Raw genomic sequence first — 15,996 nt, 5'->3', positions numbered from 1 at the left:
CTACTCGGCAGGGGCGGCGCGACCACCGAAGGCACGGGTATCCGTTTCTCCGGAGACGTTGGTGCGCAATTCCTTGGGCAGTGAGAAGACCAGGTCTTCTTCGGCGGTCTTGACCTGCTCAACGTCGTTGTAGCCGGCGTCGGCGAGGGCAGCGAGCAGTTCTTCGACGAGTTCTTCAGGGACGGATGCCCCGCTCGTCACACCGACGGTCGTCGCGTTGTCGAGCCACTCCTGTTTGACCTCACTCGCGAAGTCCACGCGATAGGCGGCCTTCGCGCCGTATTCCAGCGCTACCTCGACGAGGCGCACGGAGTTGGACGAATTGGCTGAGCCGACCACGATCACCAGGTCGGAGTCGCGGGCGACCTTCTTGATGGCGACCTGACGGTTCTGAGTGGCGTAGCAAATGTCGTCGCTCGGCGGATCCTGCAGGTTGGGAAACCGTGCCCGCAGCCGGCGCACGGTTTCCATGGTCTCGTCGACGCTCAGTGTGGTCTGCGACAGCCAGACCACCTTGTCTGGATCACGCACGATGACCGTGTCGGCAGCATCCGGGCTGCCGACGAGCGTCGTGTGCTCGGGCGCTTCACCGGCAGTGCCCTCAACCTCTTCATGGCCTTCGTGGCCGATCAGCAGAATCTGAAAGTCGTCACGAGCGAAGCGCACGGCTTCGCGGTGCACCTTGGTCACGAGCGGGCAGGTGGCATCGATGGCCTGCAGGCCGCGGGCGGCGGCGGCGTTGACGACGGCCGGAGAGACGCCATGCGCGCTGAATACAATGTGCGCGCCGCGCGGAACCTCGTCGACCTCGTCGACAAAGATGGCACCAAGACTTTCGAGCTCGGAGACCACGTGAATGTTGTGCACGATCTGCTTGCGCACATATACCGGGGCGCCGTAGTGCTCGAGCGCCTTCTCGACGGCGATGACTGCACGGTCGACTCCGGCGCAGTAGCCGCGGGGGGCGGCGAGCAGCACCCGTTTGTGTCCGACCACCGGGGTATCCTTGAGCCTGTTGCGGATGCTTGGAATGCGCGGCATGCCCAAGCCGATAACGGGCGGAGTGCTCTTGGTTTGCGCTGTATTCACCGCCTCAGTCTACGCACGCACGAATGAAGAACTCTGGGAGGACCAGCCTGTGCCCCACGCCAGCGCAACGCCAAGGACAGCCGCATGACGGATACCCCCGCCACCGTCGAAACGCCGTGGCCGGTCGCCCTGCTCTCGGGCAAAATTCGTGGTTATATCGAGCGCCTGGGTATGGTCTGGGTCGAGGGCGAGATCACCCAGTGGGGGGCGAGCGGCGGCAACGTCTACGGCAAGCTCAAGGATCTCACCGAAGACGCCACCGTGAGCTTTACCATCTGGTCGTCGGTACGCGCCAAACTGACCGCCGATTTCAAGGCCGGCGACCGCGTTGTCGCGCTGGTCAAGCCCAACTTCTGGGTCAAGGGCGGCACCCTCACTATGCAGGCCTTCGAGATGCGTCACGTCGGGCTCGGAGACCTGCTCGAACGACTCGAACGACTGCGCAAGCAGCTCGCGAGCGAGGGACTCTTCGATGCGTCCCTCAAGAAGCGCCTGCCGTTTCTGCCGCACTGCATCGGCCTCGTGACCGGTAAAGACTCCGACGCCGAGAAAGACGTCATTCGCAACGCGCAACTGCGCTGGCCGGCGGTGAATTTTCGGGTCGCGCACGCCGCCGTGCAGGGAGACCGTGCCGTCGGCGAGGTCACGAGCGCCATCCAACGCCTCGACGCCGACCCGGAGGTGGATGTTATCATCGTCGCCCGCGGCGGCGGTGACTTTCAAAACCTGCTCACTTTCAGCGACGAGATTCTCGTGCGCGCTGCCGCAGCCTGCGTGACGCCGCTGGTCAGCGCTATCGGGCACGAGGCCGACCGGCCGCTGCTCGACGATGTCGCCGACCTGCGGGCCTCCACTCCGACGGACGCCGCCAAACGCGTCGTCCCCGACGTCAGCGACGAACTGGACCGGGTGCAGCAGGCCAGGGCCCGTCTCAGTAGCCGGCTCACCGGCATCCTCTCGTCGGAAATCGATCGGATCGTGCAGCTGCGCAGCCGCCCGGTGCTCGTCGACTCAGGCTGGATCATCGATTCCCGCAGTGAAGACCTGACCCGGTACGTCGCCCGCGGCGCCGAACTGACCATGCGCATTCTGGAGCGCGCCGGAGCCACGGTGGTGGAACTGCGCTCCCAGCTGCGCGCACTCTCGCCACAGGGCACCCTGGATCGCGGCTATGCGATCGCCCAGACGCCCGACGGCCACGTGCTGCGCCGAGCCGAGGACGCCCCGGCCGGCACCAAGCTGTTGCTCACCCTGGCCGATGGAACCGTCGCTGCCACCGCGGACGTTCCCGCCGCCGTGTCGAAATAATTAGAATGGATGCCATGACCTCGCCTGCCCCCACCATCAGTGAACTCAGCTACGAGCAGGCCCGCGACGAGCTCATTCGCGTCGTCAACGAACTCGAACAGGGTTCGAGCACCCTGGAGCAGTCGCTCGCGCTGTGGGAACGCGGCGAAGCTCTGGCCCGTCGTTGCGAGGAATGGCTGATCGGCGCCAAGGCCCGCCTCGACGCGGCCCGCCTGGCCGCGACCACACCCTCCGAAGACGCCACACCCACCAGATGAGCCGCGCCCCCAAACCGCCGCGCGTCGTCGCCGAGCTCGGCCGACCGGAGACTCCACAGGAGACCGCCGACCGGCTCGCCGAGAACTCGCGCAAGTACCGGTCGCACAAGACCGTGAACAACCTCGTGCTATCACTGCTGGCGACGGTGGGAGCCGTGCTCGTGCTCGTGCTGCTGGTGCCGCGCAACGACAATCCGATCACCCGCGACGCCGACTATCAGAGCATCGCCGCCCAGCTGGCGCCGGTAGTTGACCACACTCTGGCCAGCCCGGAGCTACCCGACGGCTGGAGCGCCAACGACGCCGAGTGGCGGGCCGGAGCGAACGACCAGGTTCCGTCCTGGTACATCGGCCTAATCACGCCCGAAAACCAGTTCATCGGCTTCGACCAGGCCTTCGACGCCAACCCCACCTGGCTGGCCCAGAAGCTGCCCGGCTCCCCTGTCATCGACACGGTCAGCATCTCTGGCGTCACCTGGGACGTCTATCGCAACAGCGCTCCGGCCGCTGACCGGGGTAATTTCGACTACGCGCTCGTGACAACAGCCGGCCCGAGCACCTATCTGCTGATCGGAACGGCGCCCACCGACGACTTCGAGACCCTCGCCACTTCGTTGGCCGCCAACATCGCACAGAATGGAGCCGAATGAACCGGTCATCGACGGCCTTCCCGTCTCCGGCACAGGCCTGGAACGAACTGCGCGAGGGCAATGAGCGCTATGTTGCCGGCACTCCCCGGCACCGTGAGGATGTTGACCGGCGGGCCGAACTCGTCGAACAGCAGACACCGCACGCCGCGCTATTTGGCTGCAGCGACTCCCGGCTCGCCGCCGAGATCATCTTCGACCAGGGGCTCGGCGACCTGTTTGTCGTGCGCAACGCCGGCCAGATCATCTCGTCATCCGTGCTCGGTTCGCTGGAATATGCCGTCGCCGTGCTGCACGTTCCACTCATCTTGGTATTAGGCCACGACGAGTGCGGTGCCGTGCGTGCCGCGATCGATTCTCAAGCAGCGGATGCCCCGGCTCTGCCCGTGCACATCGCTCGTATCATCGAGAAGATCGTGCCGGCCGTGCGTCGAGTCAGCGGGCAGGCGGCATCCGCTCAGCTGGATCCAACGCTGATCGATACCGGTCAGGTCGGCCGGGAACACCTCAAAGACACGGTCACCGAGCTGCTCGAGCAGTCCGAGGTGATCAGCGCGGCCATCGCAGCCGGTACATTGGCTATCGTCGGTGCGAACTACGTCCTCCGCGAAGGATACGCCGACCCCAACATCGTGGTGGGCGTCATTTAGACCAGACCATCCGCGCACCCGTTGCGCACAGCACGACTCTCATACAGCACCGAAAGGGAATGCACACAGTGGTGGACACCTCCGCACAAACCGGCTACCGGATCGAACACGACACGATGGGTGAGGTCCGCGTTCCAACGGATGCTCTCTACGGTGCCCAAACCCAGCGCGCCGTCGAGAACTTTCCGATTTCCGGCTCTACACTCGAGTCTGCGCAGATCGCGGCTCTCGCCCGCATCAAGAAGTCGGCGGCTCTCGCCAACGCCCAGCTCGGCGTGCTCGACCACGACATCGCCAACGCGATCGCCTCGGCCGCTGATGAGGTCATCACCGGCCAGTTCGACACCGAGTTTCCGATCGACGTCTACCAGACCGGCAGCGGCACCTCATCGAACATGAACATGAACGAGGTCATCGCGACGCTGGCGACCCGCGCGCTCGGCCGCTCGGTGCACCCGAACGACCACGTCAATGCGAGCCAGTCCTCCAACGACGTGTTCCCGACCTCGGTGCACATCGCAGTCACGAGCGCCTTGATCGACGATCTCATCCCTTCGCTCGACCACCTGGCCGTCTCCTTCGAGACCAAGGCCGAACTGTGGAAAGAAGCCGTCAAGGCCGGCCGCACCCACCTTATGGATGCCACGCCGGTTACCCTCGGCCAGGAGTTCGGCGGCTACGCCCGCCAGATGCGTCTCGGCATCGAGCGCATCCGCACCGCCCTCCCCCGCATCGCCGAGGTTCCGCTCGGCGGCACCGCGGTCGGTACCGGCATCAACACACCGTATGGCTTTCCGCAGCTGGTCATCGAGCTGTTGGTGCGGGAAACCGAACTACCGATCACTGAGGCGCGCGACCACTTCGAGGCCCAGGCCAACCGCGACGGCCTCGTCGACGCCTCCGGGGCGCTCCGCACCATCGCCGTTTCGCTCACCAAGATCTGCAACGACCTGCGCTGGATGGGATCCGGCCCAAACACGGGCTTCGGCGAGATCAACATCCCAGACCTGCAGCCCGGCTCGTCGATCATGCCCGGTAAGGTCAATCCGGTTATCCCAGAGGCCGTGCTCATGGTCTGCTCGCGTGTCATCGGCAACGATGCCACGATCGCCTGGTCCGGTGCCTCCGGCTCGTTCGAACTCAACGTCGGCATCCCAGTGATGGGAACCGCCCTGCTGGAGTCGATCCGCCTCCTCACCAACGCCACCCGGGTGCTCGCCGACAAGACCGTCGACGGCCTCGTCGCCAACCTCGAGCACGCTCGCGCCCTGGCCGAGAAGTCGCCGTCGATCGTCACCCCGCTCAACCGCGTCATCGGCTACGAAGCCGCCGCCAAGGTGGCCAAGAAGGCCGTAGCCGACGGACTCACCGTGCGCGAGTCCGTCATCGCGCTCGGCCACGTCGAGCGAGGTGACCTCACGCTCGCCGAGCTCGACACCGCGCTCGACGTGCTGAGCATGACGCGTCCTCCGCAAAAGAAGTAACCGCACCACCGACAGCGAGTGTTGCCGATGCGCCTCAAGCGTTATCGGCAACACTCGCTGTCGTTAACTCTCCAAGCTGTGGACGGTGCCACTCGCTGATTTCAGCCCCGCCAACAGAACGATCGCTGCTGTCGTCCCAGCACGCCCAGTTCGGGTCCCCCGGTTTCTCACATTCATCGAATAGGCCGTCTGAGACGCGCTGCGGCCTTCAACGCGAGCGTCTCCACCGCAACGTGTGTCAGCGAGCCGGAGAGCACAGGGGAAAGGCACTCCCTGGCGGGGAAAGTAGCACGACCATCGGTGTGCCTCTGAGAGTGGACGGGACAGAAGGCGCAGGGCCACGGCGGCACGACAATTTCAATGCCGGTAGTCGTCGTGTTGGTGACCCGCTCTCGGGTCATCCCCACGCCGTTGGTCGAGCCTGCCGAGACCGCCATCCCGTGACGCGCCGTGATCTGCCGTGCCAGCCACGGCGGTAGTTGACGTCGGCTGGTTGAGCGCGAGTGGCGGCTGCATGAGCGGGTTCTTACTGGGCAGGGCGATCAGCGCCTGCTTCGGGTCGATCTCAACCGGGGGTTGCAGCCAATACAGTCCGCTCTGGAGAAGGATTTTCCAGTGCTGGTTATGGAGCAGCATATGGTGGTGAGCACAGAGCAATATGGCGTGATCGATGTTGGAAAGTCCCAGATCAGCCCAATTTTCGACGTGATGTGATTCTGACCACGACGGTGACTGGTCGCAGCCGGGCCAGCGGCATCCGCCGTCGCGCGCCGCGAGGGCGCGGCGTTGCTCACGGTTGAAGAGACGCTCATCGCGTCCAACGTTGAGGGGTTGCCCGGTCTGGGAGAAGAGGATGCCGAGGTAGCCGGTGTCGCAGAGATGCCGTTCGATCGTTTCCGCCGACACCGGTGCAGGGTTGCCCTCGATGTATCCGAAGGGCGAGTTGGACGTCGTCGCGGCCGGGGTCATGACTGGGGCATCCGCTGTGGCGGTTCGCCCGCTCGGGGCCGGGAAGGTCGAGGGCGCCGGGATACTGGTGGGGCGGTCGTGTTCGGTGACGATGACCTGCACGACCGGGCGGCGCCCGCCGAACAGGGTGTTGGGGTCGGCGTCAGCGCCGAGCTTGAGTAATTGGGTGAAGGAGTCCGCGGCGATCTGAGCCACGGGGCGCGGGTCGTCCTTGACGCTCTGCGCCCACGCTGCGCGTTCGGGGTCGACGAATCGTACGCCGCCGCGCCGCGGGCTGGTGAGTGCGTCGTAGGTCGCCATCCACAGTTCGCCCTGCTCGGGTGCCATCAGCGCATGCAGGGTCACCATGCCGTCTGCCCGTCGCCACAACGACCAGGTCGTGTCGTCGCGGGCCTGCTTCTCCCGCGCCAGAATGCCCGCAGCGTCAAGGTCGTCCCGCAGTCGCCGGGCTCGCTTGTAGGCCTGCTCGGTGTTCATGCCCGGAGCCTCCACCAGCAACACCAGCAGCGCGGCGGCGAGTTTCTCGGCGGTGATCGCCTGATCCAGGGTGCCGAGGCCTCGCAGCAGCGCGTCACCAACGCCGGGCGAGAAGGTGCCTTCGGCGACGGCGTGCATGATCGGCGCCTGCCACGGCACCACCACGACCGGCGGCACCACCACGACCGGCGGCACCACCAGGGATGCCGGGGTTACCGGAAGCACCGGGACGACTGGCACGACCGGGCGAGGCACGGCGGCCGGCAAGGGCAGATCGGGGTGCGTTACGGCCCACGCTGCCGCGCGCTCCGCCTCACGGGCGGCCCAGCGGACGGCTTCACGCTCCGCTTCCCGCTCGGCTTTCGCCGTCGCCTCCGTAGCAGCACCAGCGGCGGCCTGCGTGGCCCGCGCTGCTTCATGTTCCGCCTCGGCCGTGAGACGCTCGGCGGTTTCGGTGCCGCTCATCAGCACTCCAACCGCCACCAACCGGCCAGCCTCAATACGGCTGAGGCCGGTGGCCTGCCGCACCATTAGCGTCGCGTTGCCAAACCCGTGCCGCGCCGCCAACCCCGACTGCCCAAACTCTGGCCGAGACCGGTCTGCAATCGTGCCCGCCAGCATCGCGGCGGCCGTGTTGCTCAACCGAAGCAGGTCGGCGATCGGGCCACGCGCCGCCAGGACCGCGGCGTCGGACAGGCTGCTCAGCGCTGGAACCACCGACCGCGGCGACAGCGGCCGCCGCCCGGGTGAGTTCCACTGCGAAGTTGTTCATAATTCAACCCAACACCCGACCACCGACATTCCCGAGGAATAATCATGCCTAAAAGCACTAAATCGGCAAAATTGGTCAAAGAATACCCAAAGATATGTTTTCAGGACCGAGGGAGACCCTTGCAGCCGTCCCGCATGTGAACCCTCTGCGGGACGAACACTGGCCTCGCGCTCGATTTTCGGGCAACCCAGCACAAGCCGGATTGCAACTGACCTGACGTGTGTGACCGACATGAGTCATCGCACGTCGGGCATTCGGCTCAGTGTGGCCGTGTGGGCTCAATCACCCGGGCGGAGCACGCCAATCTGGTCGACGGCTGGCGTTGGAGGTCCCGGCAGCGACGTGCAACGTTCGCTGTCGCCTACTCCGACGTGGCTGCTGCGTTCGGTCAAGCTGACCGAGATGGCGGTCCGCGCTCCAGCAGGATGCCGCCGAAGAAGAGCGCAGCCATGCCAGCAGTGACGGAGCCCCAGGTGAACACCGCGCTGGCCGCCCGAATTCGCCGAACCATCAGCGGAGCAGCGCCTCAAGCGGATCACCCTACGCGACACACAGCTCACTCCGTGGAGGAAGACTTGAGGTCTGCGCGGGGCTGCGTTGGGGCGCGACCTGACCGGCGCCCAACCGAAAGCCATGCGATCGGCCCGACGACCGGCACGAAAATCGTCAGGAGTGTCCAGATCAGCGCTTGCGTTGCGGTGAGGCGCTTAGCGGTTTGAACTATCTAGACGAGCGCCACGATGACCAAAACAATCAGCAGAATCGAGATTGTGGTCCACGCGATGTCATACCAGGCGGGGAGGAGAGGATTGATAGAGTCACCCATATCGTCAGCCTATGGTGAAGGATCCACTGACGCGAACGGCCCAGGCCACGGGTAAACCTGGTGCGTTGACAGATCGTGGTGCGAACGGCCGGAGATCTCCACCCAAAACTGATCATGGTTATCGCCACTCTGACCGACAGGCATGCTTTCAAGCGCAAAGTGCACCCTGACTGACATCGACCCGTCCTGAAAGCTGCCAACGCTGAACGCAAGATTAGGTTCGGTAAATTCGAGCGACGGCACAACCCCGGCGTCTCCAATGACGCTTACGGCGATGTCGCGAACAGCGGATGCCCCTTCAGCGTTTCAATAGCGCTGGCCACGCCGTCGAAGCGGCCGACTCGCAAATTGTCACGCTGGGCGACGTCGTGGGTGAGTACAACGCGCGAGCGTCGACTTCCCCGTTCCGGCTCGACCTCCCAGCGACAAAGTGCCGATCTTTCGGGTCGAGCAGCAGGTCAATGGCGAGGCGCTGCTCCGCCGAGCGACCGTGCAGGCCGAAAACGTCCCGGTCGCCGCGCATGAGTTTGAGCGTACCCCGGTTGGTCACCCGGTCAAGGCAGACCCTTGATCTGAGTGGATCACGGGCCCCGTGTTGATCGGCATGTCCTGGCTCAGCCGACGTGCAGCGTCCTCGACTGACTGCGCAACCGTGCGGAGCCGAGCACAGCCAGTCCAGATATCAGCAGAAGTCCCGCCAGTCCCATGGGTAATGCGTAAGGCGAACCGGTGATAGCCAACGACGAATCCGTTGGCGTGACCACCAGCTTTACCTGACTTACGGCGCTGGATGTAATGGAGGCGGCGCCAGCGCCAACCGTGTTCGTCGCCGTCACCGTGAACGTGTAGCTGTCCCCGCTCGTCAAACCCGTCACCACGATCGGGCTGCCGGTCCCGGACACTGTCTGCCCACCATTGCCCGGTGTCGTCGTATCCGTGGCAGTGACCGTGTACCCGGTGATGACCGAGCCGCCGTCACTGGCCGGAGGGGTGAAAGCCACGGACACCTGCCCACTACGCGCCGTAGCCGAAACACCCGTCGGGGCACCCGGCACCGTCACCTGGAGGGGGGCAATCACCGACACCGTGCCCCCACTGTAGTTGGCAACGTACGCGGTGTTCCTGGTCTCATTCACCGCCACCCCATAGGGGGTGTTCCCGGCGGTTACGGTGGCCGTCACCGTGTTGCTGGCCCCGTCAATCACCGACACCCTGCCCCCAACGTCGTTGGTCACGTACACGGTGTTCGTTGTCTCATTCACCGCCACCCCGATCGGGTGTCCGCCGACGGGCACGGTGGCGGTCACCGTGTTACTGGCCCCAGCAATCACCGACACCGTGCCCCCACGGTAGTTGGCCACGTACACGGTGTTCGTTTCCTCATTCACCGCCACACCGTACGGCCTGTCGCCGACGGTCACGGTGGCGGTCACCGTGTTAGTGTTCCCGTTCTAATCACCGACACCGTGTCGCTGCCAGTAATCACCGACACCGTGTCGCTGTTAGCGTTGGCCACGTACACGGTGTCCGTTTTTTTATTCACCGCCACCGCGCCCGGCAAGATGCCGACGGGAACGGTAGCGGTCACCGCGTACGGGGTGGCGGCCAAGGCTGGCATCGCGCCACCGAGCACAGCCAACGGGACCACCAGTCCCAAAGCACCGACCAGCGCCGCCAACCGTACCTGCTACAAAACCGGCCACCACCCAGAACTCTGACCGATACCGTTTGGTGCCCTCATCAAGTGACCTTTCGAAGCGTAAGCACACCGAAATCACTCTGGCCGGGCGAGGTCCGCCAAGTTGGGAAAACGATCGCGCTCAGATCCAGCTGCAGCGTGACCGCTCCCTGTTCCCCTGAACCTACCACAGACACCCTCTTAAGGGGGACGGCCACCGAGACACCTGAACGCGCACGGAGCACCGACGGTGGTCCGTGTGATCTCCGGGCCACCCCCTGCCCCGAGGCCCGAGAAAATGCACGGGCAAAGGGGGCGAAACTGAGCAGTGTGACTACAAGCTGCCCTGATGCACAACGGCTGGAGTTGGGAAGCGATAGCCCGGCGGTCACCAACGGCGACGACCCGACCACAGGCATCCGCTCCCCCGCCGAAACTACATAACTTCGTTGCCCTCCAGCATCTCGGTCACGAGCGCCGCGATCGCGCTGCGCTCAGACCGGGTCAAAGTCATGTGCGCGAACAGCGGATGCCCCTTCAGCGTTTCAATCACGCTGGCCACGCCGTCGAAGCGGCCGACCCGCAGGTTGTCACGCTGGGCGACGTCGTGGGTGAGTACAACGCGCGAGTTCTGACCGATGCGGCTCAGCACGGTCAGCAGCACGTTGCGTTCAAGCGACTGCGCTTCGTCGACGATCACGAAGGCGTCGTGCAGGGAGCGGCCGCGAATGTGAGTGAGTGGGAGCACCTCGAGAATGCCGCGCTCCATCACCTCCTCGACTACGTTCTCCGACACGATCGCGCCGAGCGTGTCGAAGACCGCCTGGGCCCACGGCCCCATTTTCTCTCCCTGGTCTCCCGGTAGAAAGCCGAGATCCTGGCCGCCGACCGCATACAGCGGCCGGAACACCATAATCTTGCGATACTGCTGACGCTCCAGCACCGCTTCCAGGCCCGCACAGAGGGCGAGCGCAGACTTTCCCGTCCCGGCTCGACCTCCCAACGACAGAATGCCGATCTCCGGGTCCAGCAGCAGGTCGATGGCGAGTCGCTGCTCCGCCGACCGACCGTGCAGGCCGAAGACGTCTCGGTCGCCGCGCACGAGCTTGAGCGTGCCTCGGCTGGTCACCCGGCCGAGGGCAGACCCCCGATCGGAGTGAATGACCAGACCGGTGTTGATTGGCATGTCCTGCACCGTGCGCGAATCGAGCGTCTCTTTGTCATACAGCACGCTCATCTGCTCGGCACTGAGGGTGATCTCGTCCAGGCCGGTCCACCCGGAGTCAACGGCGAGTTCGTGCCGGTACTCATCGGCGGCGAGGCCGAGGGAGGCGGCTTTCACGCGCAGCGGTAAGTCCTTGGAGACGACGGTCACGGTCATTCCGTCATTCGAGAGGTTCAATGCCACTGCCAGAATACGCGAGTCATTGTCGCCCAGCTGCATGCCCGAGGGCAGCACCGACATGCTGGAATGGTTCAGCTCCACCCGCAGGGTGCCGCCCTCGCCGACCGGAATCGGAAAGTCGAGGCGCTCATGCTTGAGCCGCAACTCGTCGAGGTTACGCAACGCTTGCCGGGCGAAATAGCCGATCTCCGGGTCGTTTCGCTTGGACTCCAGTTCGCTGATCACCACCACGGGCAACACCACTGCGTGCTCGGCAAAGCGAAAAATTGCTTTCGGATCGGACAGAAGCACCGAGGTGTCCAACACGTACGTGCGCTCGGTTTGCGAAGCGGATGTCTCCACCCGGTCAGTCGCCTGAAGATCGGTTCGATTAGCGGTCATGGCCATTCCCACCCTGCGTCACGAAGACGCAGATCACTTTGGCGAGCTGGCCATCAAGCAATTCTCGAGCCGTACTTATATGGCCGTCTCGATCAGGTGCCGTACCTGATGAAAGCGACGCTACGACGTGCGGCCGGAAAAAGAAACCCGACACGCCCACCGAAATCTGACGTTCACCTCATGTTGGGGCGGACGCCGGGTATGCCGGCGGCGAATGCTAGTACGTGGCGGCCAGTGTGTAGGCCGTGAGCGCACCCCGCAGCATGGTGACCGTGTCGGGGTCGAGAGCCGCGTGTACACACAGTCGCACCGTGCCACCACGCGTCGTGGCGGTGATGCCGTGGTTGTGCAGGCTCGCCACCAGGGTGGTCAAAAATTCGGCCGGCGGCTCGAGTACCACGATGCCAGCCCTTGAGCCGACATCCCGCGGCGACACGATATCGACGACGAACTCGTCGACCAGCTCGATGATCTCCGACACGTTCTCGTTCATGGCCTTTTGGATCACGTCGACACCAACGTCGAAACTCTGCTCGAGCGCAGCCGCGAACCGTGCCTGCGCGATGGCGTCTCCGTCTGTCACCCGAAAGGCCCGGGCAGCATGACTGGGCGGGGTGACCTCGTCCCAGGGAGCGTCCGTGTCGGTACCGACGTAACCGGAAATCACGGGTACCAGGCGCTCAAGCGCCCGTTCGCTGAGGGCAAGGAAGCCGGTTCCCCAGCCGGCCCGCGTCCATTTCTGACCACCGGAGGCGACGACATCCGCTGCCGCATAGGCGGCATCGACGACTCCGAAGCCCTGAATTGCATCGACGATGAGCAGCCGATCGCCGATGACCTGGCGGATGCCCTCGAGGTCGGTGCGATACCCGGTGCGCGAATCGACCAGGCAGACGGCGACGGCCACGACGGCCGGGGTCAGCTGGTCGCGAATTTGTCCGGGGGTGACGCGGCCGTGATCCGTCTCCAACCAGAGCGGAGTGACCACGTGCAGGGCTTCGGCGGCGCGCACTGCGGCGAACGAAACACTGGGAAACTCACCGGCCGAGAGCAGCACGGTTCCGGTGAGACCAAACATGGCCTGCATGAGTCCGGAGCTCGTGTTGGGCTGTAGCACGATCTGGTCGGCGGCAAAGCTGGTGAGCTCCGACACTGCCGTGCGAGCGCGCAGATCCTGGTCGACCAGATGGTCGAGGCTGCCGTGGCGGGCGCGGGACAACACCTCGGTCTGGCCGAGGGTCTCAGCGACCACGGCCTCGGAGAGCGGGCCGACCCGACCGAAGTCGAGGTAGCCGGGTTCCTCACGAAAACCGTCGGTGAAGCTGAGCAGTGAATTCATGCGCGCGGATCCAATCGGTTGTCAAACACAGGGTAGCTACCCCCCGAAACGCCGCTGCCGGCGGGAAAAGTCGCGCAGAGCCCGCAGAAAGTCGATCTGCCTCAGGTCGGGCCCCAGCGCTTCAACGAAGTAGAACTCGCTGTGCGCGCTCTGCCAGAGCATGAAATCGCTCAGCCGTTGCTCGCCCGAGGTGCGAATGACGAGGTCGGGGTCGGGTTGACCGCCGGTGTATAGGTGCTGACCGATGAGTTCGGGCGTGAGGGTCTCGGCGAGGTCCTCCAGTGTGCCGCCGTGGGCGTGGTGGGTGGCGACGATGCTGCGCATGGCATCGGTGATTTCGGTGCGGCCGCCGTAGCCGACCGCGAGGTTGACGTGCAGTCCCTTATGGTCGCTGGTCCGGGCATCCGCTGCATCGAGAGCAGCGACCAGCGGCTCCGGCAGGCCGGCCTTGGACCCCACCTGCTGCACCCGCCAGTTGCGGTAGTGCGAGAGCTCTTCGGCGAGATCGGCGATGATTTCGATCAGATCGGCGAGCTCATCACTCGGACGCTGGGTGAGGTTGTCGGACGAGAGCAGATACAGGGTGACGACTGAAATACCGAGGTCATCGCACCATTCCAGGAACTCGCGCATCTTGGCGGCGCCAGCTCGGTGACCGTGCGCGGCGGTTTGAAACCCCAATTGCCGGGCCCAGCGCCGGTTGCCGTCGATGATCATGGCGACGTGGTGAGGCATGTGTGCCGGCGTAAGTCCGCGCCTCAGCCGGCGTTGATACAGCCCATAGAGGATGCCACGCGGCGAGGGTACCTGGGGTTTCTGCACACAGTTACGCTAGTCCACTCCCCGGGCGTTCGCGGCACCCAGCCGAGCCCTGTCGTATCCTTGCAGCATGGCCACCGAGCACGATATCCCCAATCTGCCGTTGATCGAGGCAGCTGACGCCCACCCGGAAGACGTTAAACCGACCTGGCGCGGCTGGATTCACGCGGGAACATTTCCGGTGACGATCGCCGCCGGCATCGTATTGCTCGTGCTCGCTGAGGGCTCGGCGGCGAAGATCAGCTCGGCCATATTCGTGCTCAGCTCGATGCTGCTGTTTGGCAATTCAGCGCTATACCACCGTTTTAACTGGCAGCCGCGCACCCGCATCATTCTCAAACGCATCGACCACGCGAATATCTTTCTGCTGATCGCTGGGTCGTACACGCCGATCACAGTGCTCGCGCTTCCGCCGGAAAAAGCAACTCTGCTGCTGTGGCTGGTCTGGGGCGGAGCCGGACTGGGCATCCTCTTTCGAGTGTTTTGGATTCACGCCCCGCGCTGGCTGTACGTACCGCTCTACCTGCTGCTCGGCTATGGCGCACTGCTGTTCATCGTGGATTTCTTCCAGGCCAACGCGGCAATGATGACGCTCATCCTCGTCGGCGGGCTCTGTTACACGGTCGGCGCCGTCGTCTACGGGCTGAAGAAGCCCAACCCGGTCCCCAGTGTGTTCGGCTTTCACGAGATCTTCCACACCTTGACGGTCGTGGCGTTTCTGTGTCATTTCGCGGCGATAGTGCTGATCGCCACGCATCCGCTCTACCCGTAAGGGGCCTATTCGGGCTTGTCGCTCGGCGTGGTCGGTGCGTTCGGGTCGGCATCGCGGGCGGCGACCTCGGCATCGAGGCGTGCCTTGATCTCGGCGCGATAGGTCGTCCGACGGATGCGACGCACCACATCGAGGCAAAGCAACAGGGTTGCCAGCGCGATGAGGAAGAAGACCAAAAACCCGACGACTCCTGGGGTGACGGTGTTGGGGTCGAAATCGGGGTCAGGAGTTGCGGCGAGCACGACGGTAATCAGGGATGTCATTCGTCGTCCTGGATTCCGGCGAACAGATCGGATTCGGGCATTGCGGTGTCTACTTTCGATTCGACGAGTTGGAAGTCTTCGTAGGGCCAGGCCGCGCGGACGAGATCGTTAGGCCAGAAGAAAAAGCTGCTGTCGGGTGTGACCTGGCTCGCGTGCGAGCGCAGGGCGGCATCTCGCGCCTCGAGAAAATCACCGGCGGGAACGTGCGTGGTGGCCAGCTTGGGGTAATTCTCCATGCGCTCGCGGGCCGCGCCGAGCGGCTCAAGCAGCGGAGAGTCCGGCTCAGCCACGCTCAGCGCCAGGTACATGGCATCGATGCGTTCGAGGTTGAAGATGCGGTCGTAATACACCTTGCCGATCTGCCACGACTCGCCGGTGTGCGGGTAGCGACTCGGGTCGGCGGCGGCACGATAGGCCTCCATCGAAACCTCGTGGCAGCGGATGTGATCTGGATGCGGATAGCCGCCATTCTCGTCGTAGGTGATCAGCACCTGCGGACGAAACTCTCGAATCAAATTCACCAGCGGTTCAGCCGAATACTCGAGCGGAACTGCGGCGAAGCTGTTCGGCGGCGCGTCCTGCCCCTCATCCATCCCGGAATCTTCGTAGCCGAGCCAGCGATGCTGCACATTCAGCGCCTGCTGGGCGCCCTGCATCTCCAGGCGGCGCAGTCCGGGCAGGTCGCGCTCGGCCATGGCATGGCCGGTCAGTGCCGGGTTCAGGATGCTGCCGCGTTCGCCGCCCGTGCAGCTCACGATCATGACCTCAGCGCCGAGGCTGCGGTAGTAGGCGTACGTTGCCGCGCCCTTGCTCGATTCGTCGTCGGGATGGGCATGCACAGCCATCAGTCGCAGCGTCAC

Annotated in this window: 16 protein-coding genes and 1 pseudogene; 7 read left to right on the top strand and 10 right to left on the bottom strand. The window is 64.5% G+C overall.

Annotation, left to right across the window (positions count from 1 at the left end):
• A complete protein-coding gene (locus CXY73_RS18695) occupies window positions 1–1,041 on the bottom strand; it encodes a 4-hydroxy-3-methylbut-2-enyl diphosphate reductase (RefSeq protein ID WP_104178601.1) in 1,041 nt (346 codons plus the stop codon).
• Window positions 1,042–1,173: 132 nt separating this feature from the next.
• On the opposite strand from CXY73_RS18695, the gene xseA reads away from it, so the two are divergent.
• The 5 genes from xseA (at window position 1,174) to CXY73_RS18670 (ending at window position 5,435) form a co-directional block, all read left to right on the top strand.
• Window positions 1,174–2,397, top strand: coding sequence for an exodeoxyribonuclease VII large subunit (gene xseA / locus CXY73_RS18690; RefSeq protein WP_104138510.1), 1,224 nt, complete (start codon window positions 1,174–1,176; stop codon window positions 2,395–2,397).
• A gap of 5 nt (window positions 2,398–2,402) precedes the next feature.
• Complete coding sequence (locus tag CXY73_RS18685; protein ID WP_092450460.1) at window positions 2,403–2,654, top strand: exodeoxyribonuclease VII small subunit; 252 nt, start codon at window positions 2,403–2,405, stop codon at window positions 2,652–2,654.
• Entirely contained in the window at window positions 2,651–3,304 is a 654-nt protein-coding gene (locus CXY73_RS18680) for a DUF4245 domain-containing protein (RefSeq protein ID WP_104178567.1), read from the top strand. The genes CXY73_RS18685 and CXY73_RS18680 overlap by 4 nt, the downstream gene beginning before the upstream one ends.
• Window positions 3,301–3,951: a carbonic anhydrase gene (locus tag CXY73_RS18675; protein WP_104138518.1), complete on the top strand. Its 651-nt coding sequence runs from the start codon at window positions 3,301–3,303 to the stop codon at window positions 3,949–3,951. The genes CXY73_RS18680 and CXY73_RS18675 overlap by 4 nt, the downstream gene beginning before the upstream one ends.
• Window positions 3,952–4,019: 68 nt before the next feature.
• Window positions 4,020–5,435: an aspartate ammonia-lyase gene (locus tag CXY73_RS18670; RefSeq protein ID WP_255411401.1), complete on the top strand. Its 1,416-nt coding sequence runs from the start codon at window positions 4,020–4,022 to the stop codon at window positions 5,433–5,435.
• 357 nt (window positions 5,436–5,792) lie between these two features.
• Here the strand turns inward: CXY73_RS18670 and CXY73_RS18665 are convergent, their stop codons facing one another.
• From CXY73_RS18665 to CXY73_RS18650, 4 genes and pseudogenes are all read right to left on the bottom strand, one after another.
• Window positions 5,793–7,598 carry an HNH endonuclease signature motif containing protein gene (locus CXY73_RS18665; RefSeq protein WP_104178565.1) on the bottom strand — a complete coding sequence of 602 codons (1,806 nt, stop codon included), beginning with the start codon at window positions 7,596–7,598 and terminating at the stop codon, window positions 5,793–5,795.
• 611 nt (window positions 7,599–8,209) lie between these two features.
• A complete protein-coding gene (locus CXY73_RS23025) occupies window positions 8,210–8,338 on the bottom strand; it encodes a PLD nuclease N-terminal domain-containing protein (RefSeq protein WP_304529285.1) in 129 nt (42 codons plus the stop codon).
• Window positions 8,339–8,757: 419 nt separating this feature from the next.
• Window positions 8,758–9,157, bottom strand: a pseudogene (locus tag CXY73_RS23020) (hypothetical protein); the annotation flags it as partial.
• The gene (locus CXY73_RS18650; protein WP_369831262.1) at window positions 9,094–9,840 is read right to left on the bottom strand and encodes a fibronectin type III domain-containing protein; all 747 of its coding nucleotides are present in this window, start codon (window positions 9,838–9,840) and stop codon (window positions 9,094–9,096) included. The pseudogene CXY73_RS23020 and the gene CXY73_RS18650, both read right to left, overlap by 64 nt.
• A 105-nt stretch (window positions 9,841–9,945) precedes the next feature.
• Here CXY73_RS18650 and CXY73_RS18645 point away from each other — a divergent pair, with 105 nt between their 5' ends.
• Entirely contained in the window at window positions 9,946–10,197 is a 252-nt protein-coding gene (locus CXY73_RS18645; protein ID WP_104178563.1) for a hypothetical protein, read from the top strand.
• Window positions 10,198–10,593: 396 nt separating this feature from the next.
• On the opposite strand, the gene CXY73_RS18640 is transcribed toward CXY73_RS18645, so the two are convergent.
• From CXY73_RS18640 to CXY73_RS18630, 3 genes are all read right to left on the bottom strand, one after another.
• Window positions 10,594–11,943, bottom strand: coding sequence for a PhoH family protein (locus tag CXY73_RS18640; protein ID WP_233198458.1), 1,350 nt, complete (start codon window positions 11,941–11,943; stop codon window positions 10,594–10,596).
• A gap of 217 nt (window positions 11,944–12,160) precedes the next feature.
• Complete coding sequence (locus CXY73_RS18635; RefSeq protein WP_104178562.1) at window positions 12,161–13,282, bottom strand: aminotransferase class V-fold PLP-dependent enzyme; 1,122 nt, start codon at window positions 13,280–13,282, stop codon at window positions 12,161–12,163.
• Between the two features lie 36 nt (window positions 13,283–13,318).
• On the bottom strand, window positions 13,319–14,017 hold the full coding sequence (locus tag CXY73_RS18630; protein WP_369831258.1) for an isoprenyl transferase: 699 nt from the start codon (window positions 14,015–14,017) through the stop codon (window positions 13,319–13,321).
• Between the two features lie 154 nt (window positions 14,018–14,171).
• Between CXY73_RS18630 and CXY73_RS18625 the strand changes: the two genes are divergently transcribed.
• A complete protein-coding gene (locus CXY73_RS18625; RefSeq protein ID WP_104178561.1) occupies window positions 14,172–14,873 on the top strand; it encodes a hemolysin III family protein in 702 nt (233 codons plus the stop codon).
• Between the two features lie 5 nt (window positions 14,874–14,878).
• On the opposite strand, the gene CXY73_RS18620 is transcribed toward CXY73_RS18625, so the two are convergent.
• Together CXY73_RS18620 and mca are read right to left on the bottom strand one after the other, a co-directional pair.
• Entirely contained in the window at window positions 14,879–15,136 is a 258-nt protein-coding gene (locus CXY73_RS18620) for a hypothetical protein (RefSeq protein ID WP_104138555.1), read from the bottom strand.
• Window positions 15,133–15,981 carry a mycothiol conjugate amidase Mca gene (gene mca, locus CXY73_RS18615; protein ID WP_104178600.1) on the bottom strand — a complete coding sequence of 283 codons (849 nt, stop codon included), beginning with the start codon at window positions 15,979–15,981 and terminating at the stop codon, window positions 15,133–15,135. Before mca ends, CXY73_RS18620 begins: the two co-directional genes overlap by 4 nt.
• Between the last annotated feature and the right edge of the window lie 15 nt (window positions 15,982–15,996).

Source organism: Cryobacterium sp. Y50 (assembly GCF_002929805.1).
Lineage (GTDB): Bacteria > Actinomycetota > Actinomycetes > Actinomycetales > Microbacteriaceae > Cryobacterium.
Note: the sequence above shows the minus strand (reverse complement) of the source record. Positions and strands in the feature narration are given on the sequence as shown.